The sequence below is a fragment of the Mycobacterium sherrisii genome (assembly GCF_002102355.1).
Classification (GTDB): Bacteria; Actinomycetota; Actinomycetes; order Mycobacteriales; family Mycobacteriaceae; genus Mycobacterium; species Mycobacterium sherrisii.
The window spans coordinates 23,070-44,199 of record NZ_LQPT01000122.1; the positions used below are offsets into that span (position 1 = coordinate 23,070).

Sequence of the window (21,130 nt, forward strand, 5' to 3'; positions counted from 1 at the left end):
GCGTCGATACCGTCAGGTAGGCAAAGCCAACGACGGCACGAAGAGAGCCAAGATGCTTGCCACAGACTGGATATCAACGATCTGCCGAACCGACCGGTGGGCCTGACCTGATGCCACGCGCCGCGAGTGTCGTGTTCGACCACCTCGTCAATGCCGATCCGCCCGCCCACCCGCGAATCCGGTTCGACACCGGCTGCGTGCTCGGCGGCAGTGTCGCGGGCCTGCTGGCCGCCCGAGTCCTTGCAGACTTCTGTCGCCACGTGGTGATCGTGGAGCGCGACGAACTGATCGACCAGGCTTCGCGGCCCGGCGTGCCCCAGGGGCGCCAACTCCACGTATTGCTCGCCGCCGGCCGCCAATGGTTGGACCGGTGGCTGCCGGGTTTCACCGAGCAGGCGGTAGCCGCCGGGGCCAACCGGATTACGTCCGAGGTCAAGGCGTTCGACGGTTATGCGATGGCGCCGCCTCACCGGCAGTACGCGATGCTCAGCGCGACGCGGCCGCTGCTCGAATCGGTCGTGCGTACCCACGTTCTGGCCCGGGCCAACATTTCTGTCAAACGCGCCCAGGCGACCGGATTGCGTTATCGCGACGGTGCGGTGACCGCGGTCGAGTTCGTCGACCGCGGCGGGGTCGACGTCTTGCCAGCCGACTTCGTGGTCGACGCAACGGGACGGTCCAGCCGGATCGCACGCTGGGTCGAGGACGCCGGCTTCGATCGCCCCCGGCTGGAGCGCCTCGCCCTGCCCATTCACTACGCGACGGCCATCTTCGGGGCCACCGAGGAAGCGGCGGCTCTGCAAGCCGACGGGTGGTTGTCGATCTTCAGCCCGGGCAACGAGGTGGACGGGGTCTGCATCGCGGCTGCCGCCAAGGTCGCCGCCGACTTCGACCGCGCCGCGCAGGCGTTCTTCCGACTACAACAGGTGGTTGTCGACGCGGCGTGGCAGTCGTCGGCCGGCGGCGACCATGCACGGCTAGATTTTCTGACCGGCGCGAAGATCGCCGAAGCCACGCGCCTGCAGCGATGGACCCTCGACCAGATAGCTCGCGCCGCACTGACCGACCGCAACCTCGCCGAGCTCTGTACCGACGTGCAGTACCTGTTGCGGCATCCGTCCGCGCTGGCACATCCCGCGGTGTTGGAGCGAGCCGTCGTGGTCAATTTGACGGCGTCCTAACCCGGCTGAAAGGTTGTCCCGTCGCTGCGCGTGAGCGGCGCGCGCTGCAACGCGGTCATTCGTTCGGTGAACTCCTTGATCAGATAGTTCTGCCGGTCGGCCGCCGTCGTCGCCGCCGCGGCGGCAGTGTCGACGATCAACCTTGCCAAGGCTTCAGATCCCTTGTGGTAGGCGTTATCTCCCAGCCACAACCCCGTCATCGCACCCTGGCCGTCGACTTCCACACTCACCGTCTTGCACCGACTCGTGACACGGACCTTGATCGACTTGCAGTGCTGATCCAAAGCTTGGATCAAATCTCGTTGTCGGCCGATCCGCGCGAGCAGCGAATCAGCAAGCCCGCCGGTCAAATCCGGGTCATCCAGGTGTCGGGCATGCCCTCGGGGTCGGCTCCGCGAAGTTCGGCTTCGACCTCGGCCAACGCCTGCGACGTACTGAGATCGAGGCCCCGGATGACGTTCGGATCGACACCACGAGCAACGAGGTCGCGCCGGCGTGCGACCTGCATATGGCGGGCGGAAACCTGACACAACAGGAGGATGTCGCGTGCCAACTGCGCCGGCGGTTTCGATAACTCGCGCTGATCCAGCTTGAGCGCGATCGGCAGTCCGCGTTCGGTGGTGGCAACCGCGATCCCACCACTGCGGCAACTCAGCGATCTGTCCATCGTGGGTGTCCTCGCCATAGCGTCGAAAACCTATGCCCCGCAGCTTAGTACAATCACAGGCATCCCCGCTGTTGCCAGCTCACGGGCAAAGGTCGACGCTATCCCGAGTCACCGTTTCCCGAGCAGTGGCCGGACGAAAGGGAGTTGGGGGCATCGATGAGTGGTGACAACAGGAACGCGCAGCGTGTCTTCGATGCGGGAGTTCTGTCTCTCGGCATCCCGATCGACGGTCTCGAAGTCGAACCCGATCTGCAATACGCGACCATGGCGTTCAAGCGAGCAACCGAATATGACCCACAGATGTGTGACGCCTGGCTCGGCCGAGCGGCCACCGGCGAAACCACCGCCGAGGTCATCCACAACCTCTATCACACCAGCAGGCTGCTGGGCCGTGAGCAACGGCGGTTGGGACTGCCCCCGCGCGCACTCTGCGGCCGGTTCGAGACGGGTCTCTACGTGGACTACACCCTCAGCTCGCAAACCGAGGTCACGTTGGCCTACGTGGCGAGTCTGATCCAGGGCCAAGATTACGACGAAGCGGAACGGGCACTCGACGAGCTCGGCTCCTCCGACGCAGTGCTGGCCGACCGCGCGGCAGCCGAAATCTATGCGTACATGCGCGGAATCCTGCATTTCACGACGCAGCGCTGGCCCGATGTGCTGACCGCACTGGCGAACTCGGCATCATTTACCGACGAGTACATCGCGGCGGGTGCGAACCTGATGGTCGGGTCGGCCTGCGCCCAGATGGGGCTGTTCGGTGAAGGGCTGCGCCGGCTCGATGAGGCCCTGGAGGGGCCGATCCCGGCGGCCCGCCGCGCCGCGGAGTTCACCAAGGGCCTGACCCTGCGCGAAATGGGCAACGAAGCCGACGCCCGCAAGATCTTCGAGCGAATTTACAGCGAGGAGCCGGGCTTCGAGGCCAACTATGCGGCCCTGCAAGACCCGAAGTATCGACTTGTGATCACAACCAAGGAGGTCATCGAGTCCCGTTCGGACAAGTGGGATCCGAACAGTGCGGCGACCAACACCGCCCGCGAGGCCGAAGAGCTGACCGAACGCGGCAACGAGCACCTGCGGGCGGCACAGCAGGAACTCGACCGCCAAGTAGGGCTGGAAGAAGTCAAGCTACAGGTCGCCAAACTTCGCTCGGCGGTGCAGCTGGCCAAGATGCGCGAGGACAAGGGATTGAGCACGGGCTCGCGCAGCCTGCACCTGGCGTTCACCGGTCCCCCCGGAACGGGTAAGACCACGGTGGCTCGTGTGGTTGCCAAAACCTATTGCGGTTTGGGACTTTTGGAGTCGTTGTCCGTCGTGGAGGCCAAACGCCAGGACTTCGTCGGACAGCATCTGGGCAGCACCGCCATCAAGACGAGCGCACTGATCGATACCGCGATGGGTGGGGTGCTGTTCATCGACGAGGCCTACACACTGATTCAAACCGGGCTGTCCGGTGGTGACGCATTCGGCCGGGAAGCGGTCGACACGTTGCTCGCCCGGATGGAGGACGACCGCGACCGCCTGGTAGTGATCATCGCCGGCTACGACGCCGAGATCGACCGATTCCTCGCATCCAACGACGGTCTCGCGTCACGGTTTACCAAGCGCATTCGATTCCCCTCGTACAGCCCGTCGGAACTCGGCGACATCGGGCGGCTCATCGCCAGGGGCCGCGACTCCGAATTGTCGCCCGCCGCCTATGACGAGCTAGTGACGGTGTGCACCCGGCTATGTGCCGAGGAATCCACCGACCACGACGGAAAGATCCGAAAGAGCATAGATTTGGCCGGTAACGGCCGATTCGTGCGTAATGCGATCGAGGCGGCCGAGGAAGAGCGTGCCTACCGTCTGACGGCTGGCTTTGACTCAACCCTGGACGGACTGGACGAGGACGCGCTGATGCGCATCGAGGGAAGCGACATGAAAGCGGCGTTGAACGGCATCCTGCAGACGCTGAACTTGCAGTAACGATCGGGGGATTGCGTGATCAATCGAGGCGAGCTGACGCATACTTACTCGGCGATGACGGGGCGACACGCAATGACGGAGACGGATTTCACCGCTACCGGCGCGAACGAAGCGGCGTGGCAACAATCCGTACACGTGCCGGCCGCCGACGAATTGGGGCTGACGAGGCCGTCGAAAGCGGTCCCCCGACGCGGATGGCGTAAGGAATTGCACCGCATCACCGGCGGACGACTGAACCTCGGCGAATCCGCCGCCGAATCCAATTGGCGCGCATTGGCCGACCGGGTCAATCAACCGGTACGGGGCTCCTACAGCATTGCCGTGCTGTCCCTGAAGGGCGGCGTCGGTAAGACGACAACCACATTCGGACTGGGCGCCACCTTTGCGTCCCTGCGCGGTGATCGGGTGATCGCCGTTGACGCGAATCCGGACTTCGGAACATTGGCTCAGCGGGGTCCGAACCAAAGCCAGTCGACGGTGCGCGATCTATTGGCCGATGGCGAAATTCTGCGCTACCCCGAGATGCGACGGCACACCTCGCAAAGTCCCAGCCGCTTGGAGATATTGGCGTCCGAACAGGATCCCGGGATTTCCAAAGCATTTTCAGAAGACGACTACCGGGCGGTGCACCAGATCCTGGATCGCTTTTACAACATCATCCTCGCGGATTGCGGCACCGGCTTGACACACTCGGCCACGCGCGGTGTTCTCGACGTGGCCGATGCGCTGGTGGTGGTTGCCTCGCCGGCGATCGACTCCGCCCGCAGTGCACTGGCCACACTCGACTGGCTGCAACACCACGGCTACGCCCACTTGGTGCCTGACGCCCGGGTCGTGTTGAGTTCCGCACGACCGGGGGCCATGCCCATCGACGTCGAACAATTGGTCCAGCACTTCCAGACCCGCGTCAGGTCACTATTCGTCATCCCCTACGACGCCCACCTCGCCGAGGGAGGCGAGATCTCGCTGGATCTCCTGAGCCGCAAGGCTCGTCACCAATACATGGAGCTAGCCGCGTCGGTGGCCGACGACTTCTGCCGCAGGTCTGCGCGGTAGCGGGTAGGCGGGCGACCTAGGGGCTGGCCTGCTCGACCCCGCCGACCGTTCCGTCCCGGCGGTACCGGCGGTTTGCCTCGTTTTCGGTTGCAGCTCTATTCACCCCGGGCACCCCGGAATCAACCGCCGGTGCCGGCATCGGCGGCGCAACCACACCACGCGACTGCCGCACGGACCCCGCAATGCCGTGGCGCGCGTATCTCGCCTGCATCGCCGCGAATGACTCTTGTTCGGAGCCGGCATGCGCACCGGCGGTCGCGTCACCCTCGGCCTGTCCGGCGGAGCCGTATTGGGCCGAAAACAGTTGATACTGTGTCGCATACGCCTGGTACGCAGCGACCAGGCGGGCATAGGCCGAAGGTTCGGAAACACTCGTGGGTCTCGCCGCTTTGGCGATCTTGGTTTCGCGCAGCAACGCGCCCACGGCAACGACGGACTGCAACGAATTGAGCACCGTGATCACGATCATCGGCCAGCCGGTGTGGGTTGGCTTGATGGCGCCGGCCAAGGCATCGACGTAACCCGTGACGGCCAGTGCGACAACGACCCACGCGCGCAGCGTCTGGCGGGGTAGTAGACCGACGGCGGCCACCGCGGCCGCCAACACGCTGAACCGCACCGAATAGTCCAGCGGTCCGGGCGAAAACAAGCCGACCACAAAGGTTGCCGGGCCGAGCACAGCAACGACCGCCCACAGCGACCGATTGAGCGCGTCGGACGGCGCGGTCAGCGAGTCCTCCGCCGATCGCGAATTGTCGGTCATTGCTGCTCCCTGTTCGTGCGCTCAGCCGATGCTCAATCGACAACGTCTAACGACGATTTGATGTAACGCATTTCGTCGTCGGTGGCCACCATCGTCACCGTCGCCGCCGCCGACGGGGTACTCACCCGGACGAGATCTTGGTCACGGTCCAGTAGTTGCAGCGTCACATCGGCCCCGGCCCTGGGCTGGGCGTGCGAGGGCCTGACGATGATTGTTGTCACCCGATCCTGATTGATCTGTTCGCCGGTGCCGTCGAGCATCTCGACGCGATGGAGCTGACGTGAGCCGGCGCGGCCGGTGTCGGCGCGCTGCTCATTGACGCACAACAGATTCGGATCAGCGATCTGTTCGACCATCGTCTGCCAGGCCGCCGGTCGCAGGGTGTGGACGTTCACCCAGGCGCCCAATGCCACCGAGCGCAGCACGACCTGCTGCGCCAGACGCAGGGTGCCACACAGCTCCACCCGGTTCACGCGGGGACCGAATAACGGCAGCGCCACCGCCCGGCCGTACTCGTCCGCCCCGATCACCTGTCCGCAGCCCGCGGCGGGCAACTCGAGATCGTCGACCGCGTCGGCATTTTGCGCGACAATCCACTCCGAAATCGCCCGTCGCGGCGGCGGAACCGGAAGGCCGCACATTAGCGCGGCATACTGGCGCCCTGGCAGCGGGCCGAGTTCGCGGGGCCGGGGTCGGGCTCGCCCGGAGGTGTCGAAGCGCACCAGCCCCCGGAGCGTGAGCGCATCGTCGCGGGTGTCGCGACGCAGCGAGACGCACACCGTTGTCGAATCGCTCGGCACCCTCCACAGCGCCCCCAGGCCAGCGCTGGTGAACATCGCCGGCTTGACCGCGAAGCTGCGCATCTGCAGGCGGTCTTTGCCGCAGGCAGACCAGGATTCGTCCAATTCGGCCGTTTCCACGCCGTGCGCAAGTTCCAGCGTGGTCTCCGCGATCTCAGCGGCCGTCATGATGTGGCTGCCGATCCCTGCGTCGGACAGCCGGTTGGCGATGCGGCGAGTGGCCGTTGCCGCCGTGCGCACCGTTCCGTCCCAGCCGCCGCCCCGGTGACGTACGGCTTCCGGACATCGTGCCGGATCCATGCGCACCGCAACCCACACCGTTCGCTGGGCCACCGCGGGTAAGGGACCTAACACCGCGTCGTACACCGCTGCGACCTGCCCGCGGTCGTGCAGCCGAGCGCCCTGACTGATCACATCGATCGAATCCACGGTGATGTCGTACTGCCGGAGGCAGTCGGCCAGCGTGCGCAGCGAAACCGTCTGCGCCGAAATCATCGTCGCGGGTTCCATGATCGTCATCGCTGCCGGGTCTGGCACGAGGCGCAGCAGCGACGTCAGGCGTTTGCCGTCCCAGTGATGGCCGATTCGGGAACCATCGGCCAGTTCGGTGTCGAATGGCTCATAGTGCTGTGCTCGTCGCTTGCGACGGAGTCGTTCATAGTGGAAGCCCAACCACTCCACGGCCCGGCGCGCCGGCGCCAGTCCCCGGAATCTGACGCCGAGGATCACCGTCACACCCAGACCGATAAGCGCGCCGTACCAACCCGGCTTTCGCAGCAGCAGGGCGGCGGCCAGTCCGGCCGCGATCATTAGCTGCGCCGTCAACAGGGTTGCTAGCGGCAGGACGCGTTGGGCCACGATGCCCCCCGTCGACCGCAGTGCTGCAGGCACGCGCCGTTGCTTTGCCCCGGGGCCGCTATCGCCACGTTGTTTCACTGCGTCGTTCCCTGTCTGCGCGGCAAGTGATTTCACCGGTCATCCTGCCATTCAGCGTCGGCAGCGATCGGGTAGGCTGACTTCGAACTCGAGCATCCCATTGAACGCTGATCGGGGCCGCCATGCCCGCACCAGTCACCACCCGTGCGCAGGTCAACGGGTATCGACTTCTGCTACGGCGAATGGAACACGCGTTGATCCGGGCCGACTCCCGGATGATCCACGACCCCATGCGTGGGCAGATGCGCGCGCTGATGGTCGGTGTGGTCATCGCGGTGCTGATCGCCGGGGGCGCAGGTGTTTTGGCATTCTTTCGGCCGACCCCTAACTTCGGCGACTCGACGATCATGGTGGCCAAGTCGACCGGCACCATGTTCGTGCGGATCGGCGACCAGCTGCATCCGGTCCTCAATCTTGCTTCTGCCCGATTGATCGTCGGGAAAAGCGACACCCCAAAGGAAGTGGACGACAAGTTCCTCAACACGGTTCCGTTGGGTCCGGTGGTCGGCATCGTCGGGGGACCCGGCGGCATCAACCGTGGCGACGACATGACGACGTCGTCGTGGACGGTGTGCGACGCCACCCAACCACCGTCGGAGACCGAACCGTCGCGCGCACCCACGGTCGAGACCACCGTGCTGGCCAACGACCCCGTGCTCAACGACGAGATCCAGCTGGCCTCGCACGACCAGATGATCCTGGTCAAGGCCGGCGCGACAACGTATCTCGTATACAACGGCGTGCGGGCCGCCATCGACCCGACCGATGCCACCCTGCGCAACGCGCTGCGGCTGCCCGACGGTCAGATCCGGGAGGTTTCACCGGGCTTACTCAATTCGTTCCCGTTGGTCGAACCCATCGTGCCGGTCGCGATCGAGGGAGTCGGGGAGCCGGCCAACTATTTGCCGCAGAATTACCGACTGGGTTCGATTCTCAAAACCGTCGATTCACACGGGGAACAGTTATATGTGGTATTGCGCGAGGGGCTACAACCCATCTCCCCCATGACTGCGGACATCATCCGCTACGGCAATCCGCAAGCGCCGATGGCGGCCGAACCGACCAGCATTTCACCGGCCCTGGTGAACGCTGTCCCCGTCGTGCACATCTTGCCGGTGGACCAGTACCCAACCGCCCAATCGCGATTTCTGCGCATCGAAACTCACCCGGTGCTGTGTATGTCCTGGCAACGCATCAACTCTGCCACCGCGGCATCCACTCATCTACTCGTCGGAAATCGGCTGCCGCTGCCCAACGATGCGAGGCCCGTGCGTCTGGCCACCGCCGACGGGGGCGGCCCCGGCCTGGACAACGTTTATCTCCGGCCCGGTACGGGCGAATACGTCCAAGCGACCGGAAGTCAGGTGGACAGCCGCGCTTTGGGACAGTTCTTCTACATCGACGACCTGGGCGTGCGGTTCCACGTCGTCGACAAATCGGCGGCGGCGGCGTTAGGTGTCACCGGCGTGCAGATGCCGGGAAGTTCCGACACCACAGCGCAACCCGCGCCCTGGGCGATCCTGAAGCTGCTTCCGGCCGGACCCGAATTGTCCCAACGGGCCGCGTTGGTCGCCCACGACGGGATCGCAGCCGATTCGGCCGGGCATGCGATCACCCTGCCCAACCAGTAGCGCCTCAGATCCGAAGCTGGCGAAAGAACGTGTAGAGGCCAACGATCCAGCACAGCAGGGGAAACACCAGCGCGATCGCAATGTACTCGATCACCTCGACCTGACGGCGTAGCACCGGGGAAAACTCCCGTCCCGGCGCGATCAGGCCGCAGGCCAGCAGCAACAGCGTGAGCACCGCCAATGCAATGGCGGCGTTGACACGCCCGCCGTCAACAAACGTCGCTGTCTTGACGATGGTGATCAATCCAATCAGCAGGCCACCACCGATCAACACCGCCGACTGGGCCAGATCGTGATGGCTGCGGCCACGCAAACACAGCACCGTTGCCACGGCTGCTACGAAAAGTGAGCCCTGCCAATAGAATTCGTGGTCCTCGCCGAGGACCAAGTAGCACCCCACGATAGCCAGCATCCCGGCCGCCGCGACCAGTCCGGTGAGCTGATCCCGGGCCCGCCGGACTCGGTCGGTCATGCCCTGTTCGGTGGGAATGACCTGCTTTCCGACGGCACTGACGCCTTCCACGGCGGTGCCGCCCTGCGTTTCGATGTCATCGAGGGGTTCACCGGCAGTCGGAACACGCGGCACGGGCAATCTGGACAACACGATCGTCGACCTGGGCGACAGGTACACGGCGATGACCGCCACCGTCGCCAGGATCGCACCAACCGAGCGGGAATGTGCACCTGCTACCAGAGCCGCGACGGCCGCCGGAACACCGAAGACCGCAAACCCGGTGACGGCAGTTAAAAGGGGTCGGGCTCGTCCGGAACCCAATAGCTGCAACAACGCTACCAATGCCGTCAGCGCCAGTGCCGCGGGCAGGGCGTCGATTTCGCGCGCCTGCGTAGCCACATGCAGCGAGCCGCAGAAGGTCAACGGCAGTGCAACGACGGTGAGCCAAGCGCACTTGCGGGTGTCGACGGACCGCAACTGCATCGCGCCGGTAGCCAGAACACATCCGAATCCGGCCACTAAAGCTATCGCTGGGGCGATCGGCACGCCGGCCACCAACGGTGTGAGGAATCGTCCCCGAAGCATTACCGCGGTCGCCACCGCCAGCGCGACGCCAGCGACCGACCACCCGGACCATCCCGCCGCCGAAAGTTGCTCAGTTAAGCGACATCTGACGTTGTCGCCAGAATCCGGCAGGCCACTCAGCCGGTCGACGAGGGGCAATGGTTCTCGGGCGCCGGCCTCGCGAATCAGCAGCAGCTCGCCGTCGTACACGTCGGCCGCAGCTAATGATCGGTTTGGGTCGAGCAGCTCGCCGGTCAGACGCGCGAAAATCCACTTGCCCTCCCGATTTTCGAATTCCTCTGCTCCGTCGCCGTGCTCGGCGAGTCGTTCGTTGGCTAAATCGATGACGTCGGTGATGACCTCCGCCGCACTGACGGTGCCCGGTATGCCAACGTCGATCAGCAGTCCCCCGACTACCACGGTGATCCGGCTTAGGTCCTGCTCGTCGTCCGGTTCGGAGACCAACGTCGACGCCTGAGACGGTAACGTCACTGGCAAAGCCTCCCCTCGCCAACCATGCGGTCTGACAATACCTTTGAATCCCGGTGGGGCCGGAGGGCGGCCGTGGATCCAGGAGAGGTCGCGTGGCTAGGCAAGGATTCGTCCGGCGCTTGCGCGTTGCGCCACCGCGCATGCCCGGTGGTGAAGTCGCCCTGCAGTCGCCACCCGAGGTGCCACGCGTCATTCCCGGCAGCTTGTTAACCAAGCTGATGCCGTTGATGATGGTCGTCGCGAGTGTCGGCATGATCGCGCTGATGATCACGGTGGGCGGTCGCGATGTCACCCGTAATCCGATGTTTCTGATCTTCCCGATGATGATGGTCACCTCGGTGGCGGGCATGTTCCTGGGCGGTGGCGGCAAGGCGGGTAAGGCCGCGGCCGAACTCGACGAGGAACGCAAGGACTTTTTCAGCTACCTCGCCGGCCTGCGCGACGACGCCGAAGAGACCGGCGAAGCCCAGCGCGCCGCGCTGGAGTGGAGCCATCCCGACCCCCGCACCCTGATCGACGTGGCCGGCACCCGTCGCATGTGGGAACGCCGACCGACCGACCACGACTTCTGTCACGTCCGGGTCGGTGTCGGCACGCACCGGCTGGCCACCCGCCTGGTGGCCCCGGAGACCGGGCCGCCCGAAGACCTGGAACCGGTGTCCACGAACGCCCTGCGACGCTTCGTCACCGCACACTCGGTGGTACACGCGTTACCGACCGGGATTTCCCTTCGCGCCTTTCCGGCAGTCAGTTTCGAAGGCGACCGTCAGCTCAGCCAGCAGCTGGTGCGCTCGATGGTCTTGGAACTTTGCGCTTTTCACGGCCCCGACCATCTACAGATCGCCGTCGTGACCGCCGATCCGGACAGCGCGAGCTGGAGCTGGATGAAGTGGCTCCCGCAGGTGCAACACGCGTCTGCGCGGGACGGGTGCGGCCCGCTGCGGATGCTCTATCCGTCACTGGAGTTGCTGGAGAATTCGCTGGCGGCCGACCTCGCGGAGCGGGGCCGGTTCACCCGCAACGGCCAGCCGACTCAGGGTCTCAAACAGCTGGTCATCGTCATCGACGATGGTCATGTCACCGGTGATGAACGATTGCTGACCGACGCCGGGCTGGACAGCGTCACGATCCTGGACCTCAACGGCCGTCGCGACGGGCCGATGTCGCGACGCGGCCTGCAACTGGTCGTGGAAAACGACGATGTCGGCGCCCGCACGGCGGCCGGCACCGAGCGCTTCGCCACGCCGGACCGCCTGAGTCTCGCCGAGGCCGAGGCCACCGCCCGAGCGTTCAGCCGCTACCAGCTGGGTGGTGCTGCTCACATCGTGAGCCTCGAATCAGATTCCCGGGCAAGCGATCCCGGCCTGATGGCGCTACTGGGGATTCCGGACGCGGCAGCGATCGTTCCGGAGGAAGTGTGGCGCCAAACCACGCCCCGCAGCCGTCTGCGCGTACCCGTCGGTTTCACGCCGTCCGGCAACCCGCTGGAGCTGGACATCAAGGAATCCGCCGAGGGCGGAATGGGTCCGCACGGTCTGTGCATCGGCGCGACCGGCTCGGGCAAGTCAGAATTCCTGCGCACGTTGGTGCTGGCGATGATCACCTCGCACTCACCCGAGGCCCTGAACCTGGTCCTCGTCGACTTCAAGGGTGGGGCAACGTTTCTCGGTCTCGACGGCGTTCCGCACATCGCGGCGATCATCACCAACCTCGAAGACGAGTTGACCATGGTCGACCGGATGCGCGATGCATTGGCTGGCGAGATGAACCGACGCCAAGAGCTGCTGCGCTCGGCGGGCAACTTTCCCAACGTCACCGAATACCAACGGGCCAGGGCGAACGGTGCCGAACTGGACCCGCTGCCGGCGCTGTTCATCGTCGTCGACGAGTTCTCCGAATTGCTTTCGCAGAAACCGGACTTCGCCGAACTCTTTGTCATGATCGGCCGGCTCGGACGCTCTTTGCACATCCACCTGTTGCTTGCGTCGCAGCGTTTGGAAGAGGGCAAGCTGCGGGGCCTCGACTCACACCTGTCGTACCGCATCGGCCTGAAGACGTTCTCGGCGGGCGAGTCGCGTAGTGTACTCGGCGTCCCCGACGCCTATCACCTGCCCAGTGTTCCGGGTTCGGCATTTCTGAAGTGCGACGCCGACGAGCCGATCCGGTTCAACGCGTCCTACGTCTCGGGCGAATACGTCAGTCCCCGCCCGTCGGCACGGGGCGGGCGGGGCTCACGTCTGGGCACGCAAGCCACCAAGTTGTTCACCGCGACCCCCGTCGAGAAGGACCCCGTTCCCGTCGAACGTGTCGACGAGCCCGACAGTGAACCCAGCCAGGACGCGGCGTCGGGTCCGACCAAGACCACCCTGCTCGACGTGGTGGTCGACAGGTTGCGCGGCCATGGCCGGCCCGCTCACGAAGTATGGCTGCCGCCCCTGGACGCCAGCCCAGCCGTCAATCTCTTGTTGCCACAACCGGTATGGAACCACCCGGGGAACCTCACCGGCGGCCTCTGGCTGCCGATCGGCGTGGTGGATCGTCCCTACGACCAGCGGCGCGACGCGTTGGTGATCGATCTGTCCGGCGCCCAGGGCAATGTCGCGGTGGTGGGCGGTCCGCAGTCGGGCAAGTCGACGGTGATCCGCACGATGATCATGGCCGCCGCGGCCACCCACACCCCCGAGCAGTTACAGTTCTATTGCCTCGATTTCGGCGGCGGCACGTTGGGCAGCCTAGCGAGCCTGCCACACGTCGGCAGCGTCGCGGGGCGCATGGACGCCGACCGGATCCGCCGCACTGTCGCCGAAATCAGTGGCTTGCTGCGGGAACGCGAGATTCGATTCAGGGACCTGGGCATCGAATCGATGCGCGATTTCCGTCAGCGCAAAGCCCAGCTGGCCGGTCTTCCCCCGGATGTCGCCGCTCGAGACCCGCTGAGCCAAGACAAGTTTGGGGATGTAGTACTGGTAGTCGACGGCTGGGCCACGATCCGAAGCGACTTCGAGATGCTCGAGGCCGCCCTGCAAGCCATCGCTATCGGTGGCCTTTCCTACGGTGTCCACCTCGCGGTGACCGCCAGCCGGTGGATGGAGATCCGGCCGGCCGTCAAAGACATGCTGGGTACCCGCATCGAGTTGCGAATGGGCGACCCGGTCGACAGCGATATCGGCCGCAAATGGGCCGAACTGGTCCCGATAGGCCGCCCCGGGCGTGGCATGAGCCCCGCCCGGCTGCATATCCTGATCGGGCTGCCTCGCCTGGACTCCAGTTCCAACGTCGAGGACCTGCCCACCGGGGTGGCCAACTCCTGTGCGGCGGTGCGGGAAGCGTATGGCGCCCGGCAGGCCCCGCCGGTGCGCATGCTCCCGCACAGCGTCGACCGCACCGAGGTCGTCGATGCCGCGAAACGTGCTGGCATGCTGGGCAAGTCGAAGGTCACCATCGGCATCAACGAGACCGAGTTGACGCCGGTGGTCATAGATTTCAACGCCCAACCGCACTTCGTCGTGCTCGGGGACAGCGAATGCGGCAAGACCGGCCTGCTGCGCAACATTGCCGAGGGATTGATGGAGAACACGTCACCGCAGGACTGCAAGATCGTCCTCGTCGACTTTCGGCGCACGCTGCTCGGCGTCGTCGACAACGATTACCTCGGCGGATACGCGACCGCCGCGCAGTCCTGCGCGGAGCTGATGACGGCGTTGGCCGCCTCGTTGAAAGATCGGTTGCCGCCGAGCGACATCACCCAGCAACAGCTCAAAGACCGCTCGTGGTGGCAGGGCCCGGACATTCATGTGCTGATCGACGACTACGACCTGATTCCCAGCGGCTCGCTTAACCACCCGCTGGGCCCGCTTGTCGAATACTTCCCCCAGGCCCGCGATATCGGCCTTCGCGTCGTCGTCGCTCGTCGCATCGGCGGTGCGGGACGTGCCATCATGGATCCGATCATCGGGCGGCTCAAAGATCTGTCGTGCAACGCACTGGTGATGAGTGGCACCAAGGAGGAGGGTGCGCTGTTCGGATACAAAGCCCAGCAGATGCCGCCCGGTCGAGGCATGCTCATCTCCCGCACGTTGAAGAGCGACGTAATCCAGCTGTCCCGGATGCCAGAGCTATGACCGCGATACCGCAGACAGCGCCGGGCAAGCTCATTTCGGCGGCGTCGGAGCAGGTGCGAGTGTCGGTGCTGTGTAACAAGATCCAGGCGGACGTGGTGCTTCCTATCGATGTGCCGATCGCCGCGTTGACTCCAAAGCTGGTAAAGCTCACGCTCGACGACGCGGATGCACAATCCGGCGCCTCCGATGATCCTTTTGCCAATGAGGCCAAGCACAACGTCTGGGTGCTCAGCCGTTTCGACGACAGCACCCCACTGTCACCGGCCGGCACACTGCGGGATGCCGATATCACCGAGGGAACGCTGTTGCGGCTCACCGCGCGACGCGCCCTGACCCCTCCGACGCTGCATGACGACGTGGTGGATGCGGCCGCGCGCCTGAACAAATCCGGACATCCCGCGTGGGATGCCGCAGCGGCCCGCTGGATGACGTTCCTCGGTGTGCATCTGGCCTCGGCGGTGTGGGTCTACTTTCTGCTGGCCGACGTGTTCGCGGCGAACCGTGCTGCCATGGTGGGGCTGTCCCTGGCAGTGGCGAGTGTGCTCACGGGTGCGGCGACGTTGGCGCACCGTTCGTATCAACAGCCCGATGCGGCAACAGCGCTGGGGTGGGCGGTTCTTCCGATCGCGGCGGCGGTCGCCTGGGTCGGCTTGCATGGGCTGGGCGGCTACGGGTGGGCGGCGGGATGTGCGGTGATGGTGGCGCTGTCCGTGATGCTGCTTCGCATCATCGGCACCGGGCACTGGGGGTACCTAGCGGTGGGGACGGCTTTCGGCCTCACCGGAATCTCGGTGACGACCTGGACCGCGGGCCTGCGTGCCGATCTGGCGGGCGCCGGGCTGGCATCGGTCGCCACGCTGGGCTGTCTCGCCGTCCACAAGCTGGACGTGCGCCGTTCTCGTGTCCACGCGTCGCGGCACCATTCAGCGTCCGACGACGTCACGATACCTCCGGGCGCGGAACATATTTGGGCTGATCTGCGAGCAGCGACCCTGACCCGCTCCGCCATCTACACCGGACTGGCCGTCAGCGCCGGTCTGGGGACCCTGGCCGTACTCGGGTCCACCGCTGCGCTGCGCTGGCCGGCCCTCATTTTCGCGTTGAGTTGCGCAGCGGCTCTGGGCCTTTACAGTCGGCGTCCCGTTACCGCCGAGGAGAAAAGCGGTCTGGTGATACCGGCCGCGGCGGTCGCCGTCCTGAGTTGCTCGCAGGCCCACGCTGCCAGCCCGCCAATGCCGCTGATCGCGTGGCTTGTCCTGTTGACGACGACCATGGTGGTCGTCCTGATCGGCCTCAACACTCCGGCACGCAAACTTCGCGCGTGGCCGAAGACGGTATCCGCATACCTGACCTACCTGATCACTGCGGCGTTGATTCCGCTGGCGATCTGGGTGGTCGGTGGCTACGAACGGTTGGGCATCAGATGAGTCGCTGGGCGCGACTGGTCACCGTTGTGCTTATTGGCGTGGCGCCTATCCTTGCGCCGGCAGGCGCAGCGGCCGTCGACCCGCCGCAGGTACCGCCGGGAGACCCACCCCCCGGCCCCGTCGCCCCACCGGATCCGACCGAGCAGAAGACCGCCTGCGGCGTCGGTACCGTGTCACCGGGCACCCGACTCGACCTGCGCCCGAGTGCCGACGCGATGCTGAATTACACTGGTGCGTGGCGATTCTCGCGCGGTGCGGGACAGAAGGTCGCGGTGATCGATACCGGTGTGGCCCCAAATCCCCGACTGCATGCGCTGGAACCGGGCGGCGACTACGTCTCATCGTCGGACGGCTTGGTGGACTGTGACGCACATGGAACTTTGGTTGCCGGTCTGATCGCTGCGGCGCCCAGTCCCGACGACGCCTTTGCCGGCGTGGCACCCGATGCCGCCATCTTGTCGATCCGCCAGAACAGTGACTTGTTTTCGATAAAGGGAACGGGTCCGGCACCAGGCGACCCGAATGCGGTGTCACCCGGCTACGGGAACACCCGGACCCTGGCGCTGGCCATCGTCCACGCGGTAGATCTAGGTGCGACGGTCATCAATCTTTCGGAGACGGCATGCGCTCCGGTGGGCGGCGGTTTGGACGATGCCGCGGTCGGGCAGGCCGTCCGGTACGCATTCGAGCACAACGTCGTGGTGGTCGCGGCCGCCGGCAATGTCAACACACAAGGTCTGTGCAACGCGCAGAACGAGGTGCGCGACCCCAACCTTCCCCTGTCGGACGCATGGAATTCGGTGCGCACTATCGCCAGCCCGGCGTGGTTTCGAGAGTATGTTCTCACCGTCGGTGCGGTGGCACCAAACGGACAGCCCAGTGGCTTCTCCCTACGCGGGCCGTGGGTCAGCCTGGCAGCGCCCGGCGAACAGCTGATCTCGTTGAGCCCCAACGGGCCTGGGCTGATGAACGCCTGGCAGGATCCCCAGCGCGGCCTGGTGCCGGTCAACGGGACGAGCTTCGCCGCTCCGCTGGTGTCGGGCCTGGTGGCACTGGTTCGCGCCCGCTTTCCCACAATGGCGGCCGGCGAAGTCATGACACGGATCAAGCGGACCGCTCAGACGCCGCAGGCCGGCCCTAATGCCGCAACGGGCTACGGCGTCGTCGACCCGGTTGCCGCATTGACGGCCGACCTGCCCCCCACTGCGAATATGCCGAATCCCCTTGCAGGCCATCATATTAGCGGCATCCCAAATTTGACCAAGGGCGACAGTCGAGCGCGTGATATCTCGCTGGCGGTGGTCGCCACATGCACAGCACTTGCAGCGGTCGCCCTGGTGGTGGCCAATAGCCGAGGTAGGGACCACAAGTGAGCAACGGAATCGAAGCAATGCCGGACGAGTTTGACGAGATCGAAGCACGAGCCGCACAGCTGCTGGCCCGGGTCGCGGCCCAGCGAACGCAGCTGCAAAAGCCGGAGCCAGAACCCGAAAGCGCCGCCGCTGACTGGGACGACGAATCCCTACCGCTGAAAGCGGAAGTGGAGCCGGAGGCTCTGGTGGTCACCGAGCACGAGGCCGACCACATGGGCAGCGACGAAGACCCCGCCGGAAGCGACGACGAAGCGCCAAGGCCACGACCGCCGCGGCGGATGGCGCCGCCGCCGTGGCAATCGGCGGCCTCGTCGATGGACATCGAGTTCGAGCCGATCCCCGAAAGCCAAAGCCCGGGGCCAGAAGCGGAGCTGTGGCCGCCCCTGCCGCCCACACCCGGATGGCCGCCCGGACTACCCCCGTTGCCTCCGCCTGGGTGGCAGGCACCGCCTCCATGGATGCCCACGCCCGAGCAGGCGCGAGAACCACAAGAGCTGGCACCGCGGCGTGCGGCGCCCCCAGCCAGTCGTGTTGAAGCGCAGTCATTCCTGCCCGCGCCGTCTCTGGACGAGGCTCAGATCATCAATCGCGATCGAAATGTGCCGACATCGGGCTGGCGCCGAGCCGTTTACAACGTCACCGGCCGACGGTTCAATCCCGGACTTTCGCGCAGCCAACGCGAACGCGACGCGCTGTTTGAGCAGATCCGTCAACCGATCGTCGGCGATTTCCGGATCGCGGTGCTCTCCATCAAAGGCGGTGTCGGAAAAACGACTACGACATTGGGTTTGGGTTCGGCGCTGGCCACGGTGCGTACCGATCGCGTCATCGCCGTCGACGCCAATCCAGACCGCGGAACACTGGCCGAAAGAGTTCCTGACACGTCGACCTCGTCCACGGTGCGGGATCTGCTTCGGGATCGAAACATCAAGCGATATGCGGATGTTCGCAACCACACCCGGATGGCACCCAGTCGGCTCGAGGTGCTCGCCAGCGAGCAGGATCCCGCGGTGGCCGAGGTCTTCGGCGAAACCGATTACCGGCGTACCGTCGACACTCTGCGGCATTACTACAACATCATCCTCACCGACTGCGGTACCGGCATCATGCACTCGGCGATGGCTGGTGTGCTGGATTTGGCGAACGCCATTGTGCTGGTGAGCTTTCCGGCTATCGATGCGGCGCGCAGCGCGTCGGCAACCTTGGACTGGCTCGCACAGCACGGTCACGGTGCACTGGTGCGGGAAGCCCACGTGGTGTTGACCAAACCCAAGCGCGGCGCGGCGGCGCTTAAGTTGGACAAAGTGGTTGAGCACTTCGAGGCGCGGTGCCGGTCGGCACATATCATTCCGTTCGAACCGCACCTGGCCGAGGGGGCTGAATTCGACTTCGGATTGCTCAAACCCGCCACGCGGCGGGCGTATTTCGGACTGGCCGGTGCCGTGTCGGAGAGGTTCTCACGCCAAGCCTGGCCGTACGAAACTCGTTGACGGTCGCGCGCATCATTTTCGTTTGCGGTGCTTCTTAGGAGCGCTGTCCTGGTGGTCCGAGTCGCTCTCGGTGTTGTATTTGTTGGTTACGCGACCCCGACGTGTTCCGGTGACGTGGCTGGGAATACCGTCGCGGCTGTTTCTGGCGATGGTTGCCTCGGTATTGAGGAATGCGCCCGCCGCACGGCTCCGCCAGAACGGCCCGCGCGGCTGTGCGTCATCGAAACCTAGAGCTTCGGCACAGTCGCCACAGGCACGCATCGTTCCCGCTAGCAATGTCAGGTCCATTGTGCGATTGTTGGCGCGCAGCAGCTCGAAGATTCGGCGCTCGGCGTGGAAATCTAGAGTGCGCCCGTGACCTTCGTTGTAGGACTGGGTAGGAACCACGAAGCGCCGGTTCCGGATCGCCTGCAGAATTTCACGACTTACTTCGTCGTCGTGATTGTTCAAGCTCGCCAGCGCATCTCGCAGTTTACGTTGGTGACGAGTAGCGCGCGCCGCCGCGTCCTCGTCGGCAGTGCGCCGGTCGTCCACGACGGTGTTCTCGTTCCACAGATTTGATAGATCGGGTTCATTGAGAGCCTCGCGAATTTGCCTGTTGCCCGCGTTGGTGTTCGACGACACGTAAATCGTTTGTTGCTCGCGGTCAAAGTACGCCTGGACTTCTCCCGATTCTGCGAAGTGTTCCCGCAGCGCCGTGCTCATCCAGCGCAACACCTGGACTCCACGCTCGTTGGCATAGGACCGCGGACCGCGTACCAGTGCGCGGTTATCTTCGTACAGATCGCCCAACTGCGACCGGGTGGCCCCGGGTACCGCCTCATTTTCGACGAGGAATACCCGCTCCGGATCCCACCTGCTACCCCCGACAGACACCGCCGTCAAACGCCCGTGGCGCGTACCGTCGCCGGTCACTTGACTGTTGAGCCTGTCAAGCGCCGCGGTGAGGCCGGGCCGCTGGCTCGGCCGCAGATGGTGCAGGCGGGCCTCGACGCCGTCTTGGTTACGGACCCTGGGTCCGTTCCGGCTCGCTTCGACGGCTACCTCGAACGCCACCACCGGGGCGCCCGCCCGCCGCGCTGCCGCCCTCGCCGACAAGGAGTGGTCGTTGCGCATCAGGCCGATGGCATTGGCGACCTGCGAGCGGCTCCTGCTAAAGGCATCGAGAAAATCAGTTGCCCGCATCATGACGGGTAGATTGTCGGCCTGTTCATCCAGGTCCAATGCGCGCAACGACGCCACAATCGACTCGCGCCACTCGTCATAGTCGGGCATTGCCATCAGCGCGCTCACGTTGCGCAGCTCGCCGGAACCTGCAGTCACGTACTGGCTCAACGCCGTCGGACCGACGCGGCCATGCTCGGCTGCGATATCCGTCAGAGTCATATGTGGATCCCGCGCTAACCGTTCCAATGCGAAGGCCACGATTTCGGCCGTCATCGGGGATCGTGTGGGCCCCGCTGTCTCGGGCAAATTATTGGTCGCATCGTGGCCCAGGTCGCGGAAGGCGCTCCTCAAGTTTTCGCGCTGCTCCGCATATCCGGCCAGGCTGCCATAATTTGTCCGCCCAGTTGGGCTACCGTCCGCACGAATCCAGGTGAGGATTTGCCTGCTCGGAACTCCCGTCCTAGCTTCCAATAGGTGGTTGAATTGGCCACGGTATCCCTCGGCGCGTAGCCGGACGAATGCCCGCAGCACCGTCACCAGCTGCTCGGCGGTGTATTTCTGCTGAGTTTTCGGTTCGGGTAATTCCGAGAGATAAATTCTGCTCTCGTTCAGCAGTCGCTGGATCTCCTGGCGGTGTTCCGCATAGTCCGCCGCCTGAGCCAACCGTCCCGGCAGATTCAACCGAGTCCTGCCCCAGCCTTTGTCCCGCACCCACTCAGCGCCGTTTGCCCCCTGTTGCGGGATGAATTCCCTCGCGATGGCTGCCGCCGACAGTTTCGGCTCGGCTATGCGCTTCTTCAACATTTTCAGGAAGGTTTCCGCCGTCATGTCGGACTGTCTGCTCGAGGACGATGCCGGCGGGTCACCAGCCGGGTGGTCTGATTTGGGTCGTTTGGCCGGAGGCGGATCAATCGCATCGGCCCGTTGCTTACCCAGTGCCCGTTTGGACTTCGTTGGTGGGGCTGTTTGTGTGTCGGGGGTGGTTGTTGGATGGTGGGTGTCTGCGGGGGGTTCGGTGGTGCGTGCCACGGGCAAACCGG

The 21,130-nt window shown here is 65.0% G+C and carries 12 protein-coding genes and 2 pseudogenes; 8 read left to right on the forward strand and 6 right to left on the reverse strand.

Features of this window, described 5'->3' with window-relative positions; genetic code table 11:
* Positions 1 to 110 precede the first annotated feature (110 nt).
* Positions 111 to 1,181 (forward strand): NAD(P)/FAD-dependent oxidoreductase, encoded by a 1,071-nt coding sequence (locus AWC25_RS25620; protein ID WP_069399799.1) that lies wholly within the window; start codon positions 111 to 113, stop codon positions 1,179 to 1,181.
* On the opposite strand, the gene AWC25_RS25625 is transcribed toward AWC25_RS25620, so the two are convergent.
* A complete protein-coding gene (locus AWC25_RS25625) occupies positions 1,178 to 1,531 on the reverse strand; it encodes a YbaB/EbfC family nucleoid-associated protein (protein WP_244899611.1) in 354 nt (117 codons plus the stop codon). The genes AWC25_RS25620 and AWC25_RS25625 overlap by 4 nt on opposite strands.
* Positions 1,528 to 1,848: a hypothetical protein gene (locus AWC25_RS25630; protein WP_069399801.1), complete on the reverse strand. Its 321-nt coding sequence runs from the start codon at positions 1,846 to 1,848 to the stop codon at positions 1,528 to 1,530. Before AWC25_RS25630 ends, AWC25_RS25625 begins: the two co-directional genes overlap by 4 nt.
* Positions 1,849 to 2,004: 156 nt before the next feature.
* Here AWC25_RS25630 and eccA point away from each other — a divergent pair, with 156 nt between their 5' ends.
* Both eccA and AWC25_RS25640 read left to right on the forward strand, forming a co-directional pair.
* Positions 2,005 to 3,816, forward strand: a complete 1,812-nt coding sequence (gene eccA, locus AWC25_RS25635; protein ID WP_069399802.1) for a type VII secretion AAA-ATPase EccA — start codon at positions 2,005 to 2,007, stop codon at positions 3,814 to 3,816.
* A gap of 138 nt (positions 3,817 to 3,954) precedes the next feature.
* A pseudogene (locus tag AWC25_RS25640) lies at positions 3,955 to 4,872 on the forward strand (MinD/ParA family ATP-binding protein); the annotation flags it as partial.
* A 16-nt stretch (positions 4,873 to 4,888) separates the two neighbouring features.
* On the opposite strand, the gene AWC25_RS25645 reads toward AWC25_RS25640, so the two are convergent.
* Entirely contained in the window at positions 4,889 to 5,635 is a 747-nt protein-coding gene (locus tag AWC25_RS25645; protein WP_085168160.1) for a DUF5336 domain-containing protein, read from the reverse strand.
* Positions 5,636 to 5,667: 32 nt separating this feature from the next.
* Positions 5,668 to 7,326 (reverse strand): type VII secretion protein EccE, encoded by a 1,659-nt coding sequence (gene eccE, locus AWC25_RS25650; RefSeq protein ID WP_232326956.1) that lies wholly within the window; start codon positions 7,324 to 7,326, stop codon positions 5,668 to 5,670.
* A gap of 167 nt (positions 7,327 to 7,493) precedes the next feature.
* Here eccE and eccB point away from each other — a divergent pair, with 167 nt between their 5' ends.
* Positions 7,494 to 9,002: a type VII secretion protein EccB gene (eccB, locus tag AWC25_RS25655; RefSeq protein ID WP_069399806.1), complete on the forward strand. Its 1,509-nt coding sequence runs from the start codon at positions 7,494 to 7,496 to the stop codon at positions 9,000 to 9,002.
* A gap of 4 nt (positions 9,003 to 9,006) precedes the next feature.
* Here the strand turns inward: eccB and eccD (AWC25_RS25660) are convergent, their stop codons facing one another.
* On the reverse strand, positions 9,007 to 10,512 hold the full coding sequence (gene eccD, locus AWC25_RS25660) for a type VII secretion integral membrane protein EccD (protein ID WP_158089788.1): 1,506 nt from the start codon (positions 10,510 to 10,512) through the stop codon (positions 9,007 to 9,009).
* A 92-nt stretch (positions 10,513 to 10,604) separates the two neighbouring features.
* Between eccD (AWC25_RS25660) and eccCa the strand changes: the two genes are divergently transcribed.
* From eccCa to AWC25_RS25680, 4 genes and pseudogenes are all read left to right on the forward strand, one after another.
* Entirely contained in the window at positions 10,605 to 14,633 is a 4,029-nt protein-coding gene (eccCa, locus tag AWC25_RS25665) for a type VII secretion protein EccCa (RefSeq protein WP_211281081.1), read from the forward strand.
* Positions 14,630 to 16,060: a type VII secretion integral membrane protein EccD gene (gene eccD, locus AWC25_RS25670; protein WP_085168166.1), complete on the forward strand. Its 1,431-nt coding sequence runs from the start codon at positions 14,630 to 14,632 to the stop codon at positions 16,058 to 16,060. The genes eccCa and eccD (AWC25_RS25670) overlap by 4 nt, the downstream gene beginning before the upstream one ends.
* Positions 16,057 to 17,433 (forward strand): type VII secretion-associated serine protease mycosin, encoded by a 1,377-nt coding sequence (gene mycP, locus AWC25_RS25675; protein ID WP_069399810.1) that lies wholly within the window; start codon positions 16,057 to 16,059, stop codon positions 17,431 to 17,433. Before eccD (AWC25_RS25670) ends, mycP begins: the two co-directional genes overlap by 4 nt.
* Before the next feature lie 104 nt (positions 17,434 to 17,537).
* Positions 17,538 to 18,923, forward strand: a pseudogene (locus AWC25_RS25680) (MinD/ParA family ATP-binding protein); the annotation flags it as partial.
* A 12-nt stretch (positions 18,924 to 18,935) separates the two neighbouring features.
* Here AWC25_RS25680 and AWC25_RS25685 read toward each other — a convergent pair.
* Positions 18,936 to 20,918: a hypothetical protein gene (locus AWC25_RS25685; RefSeq protein ID WP_085168170.1), complete on the reverse strand. Its 1,983-nt coding sequence runs from the start codon at positions 20,916 to 20,918 to the stop codon at positions 18,936 to 18,938.
* Positions 20,919 to 21,130: the final 212 nt, after the last annotated feature.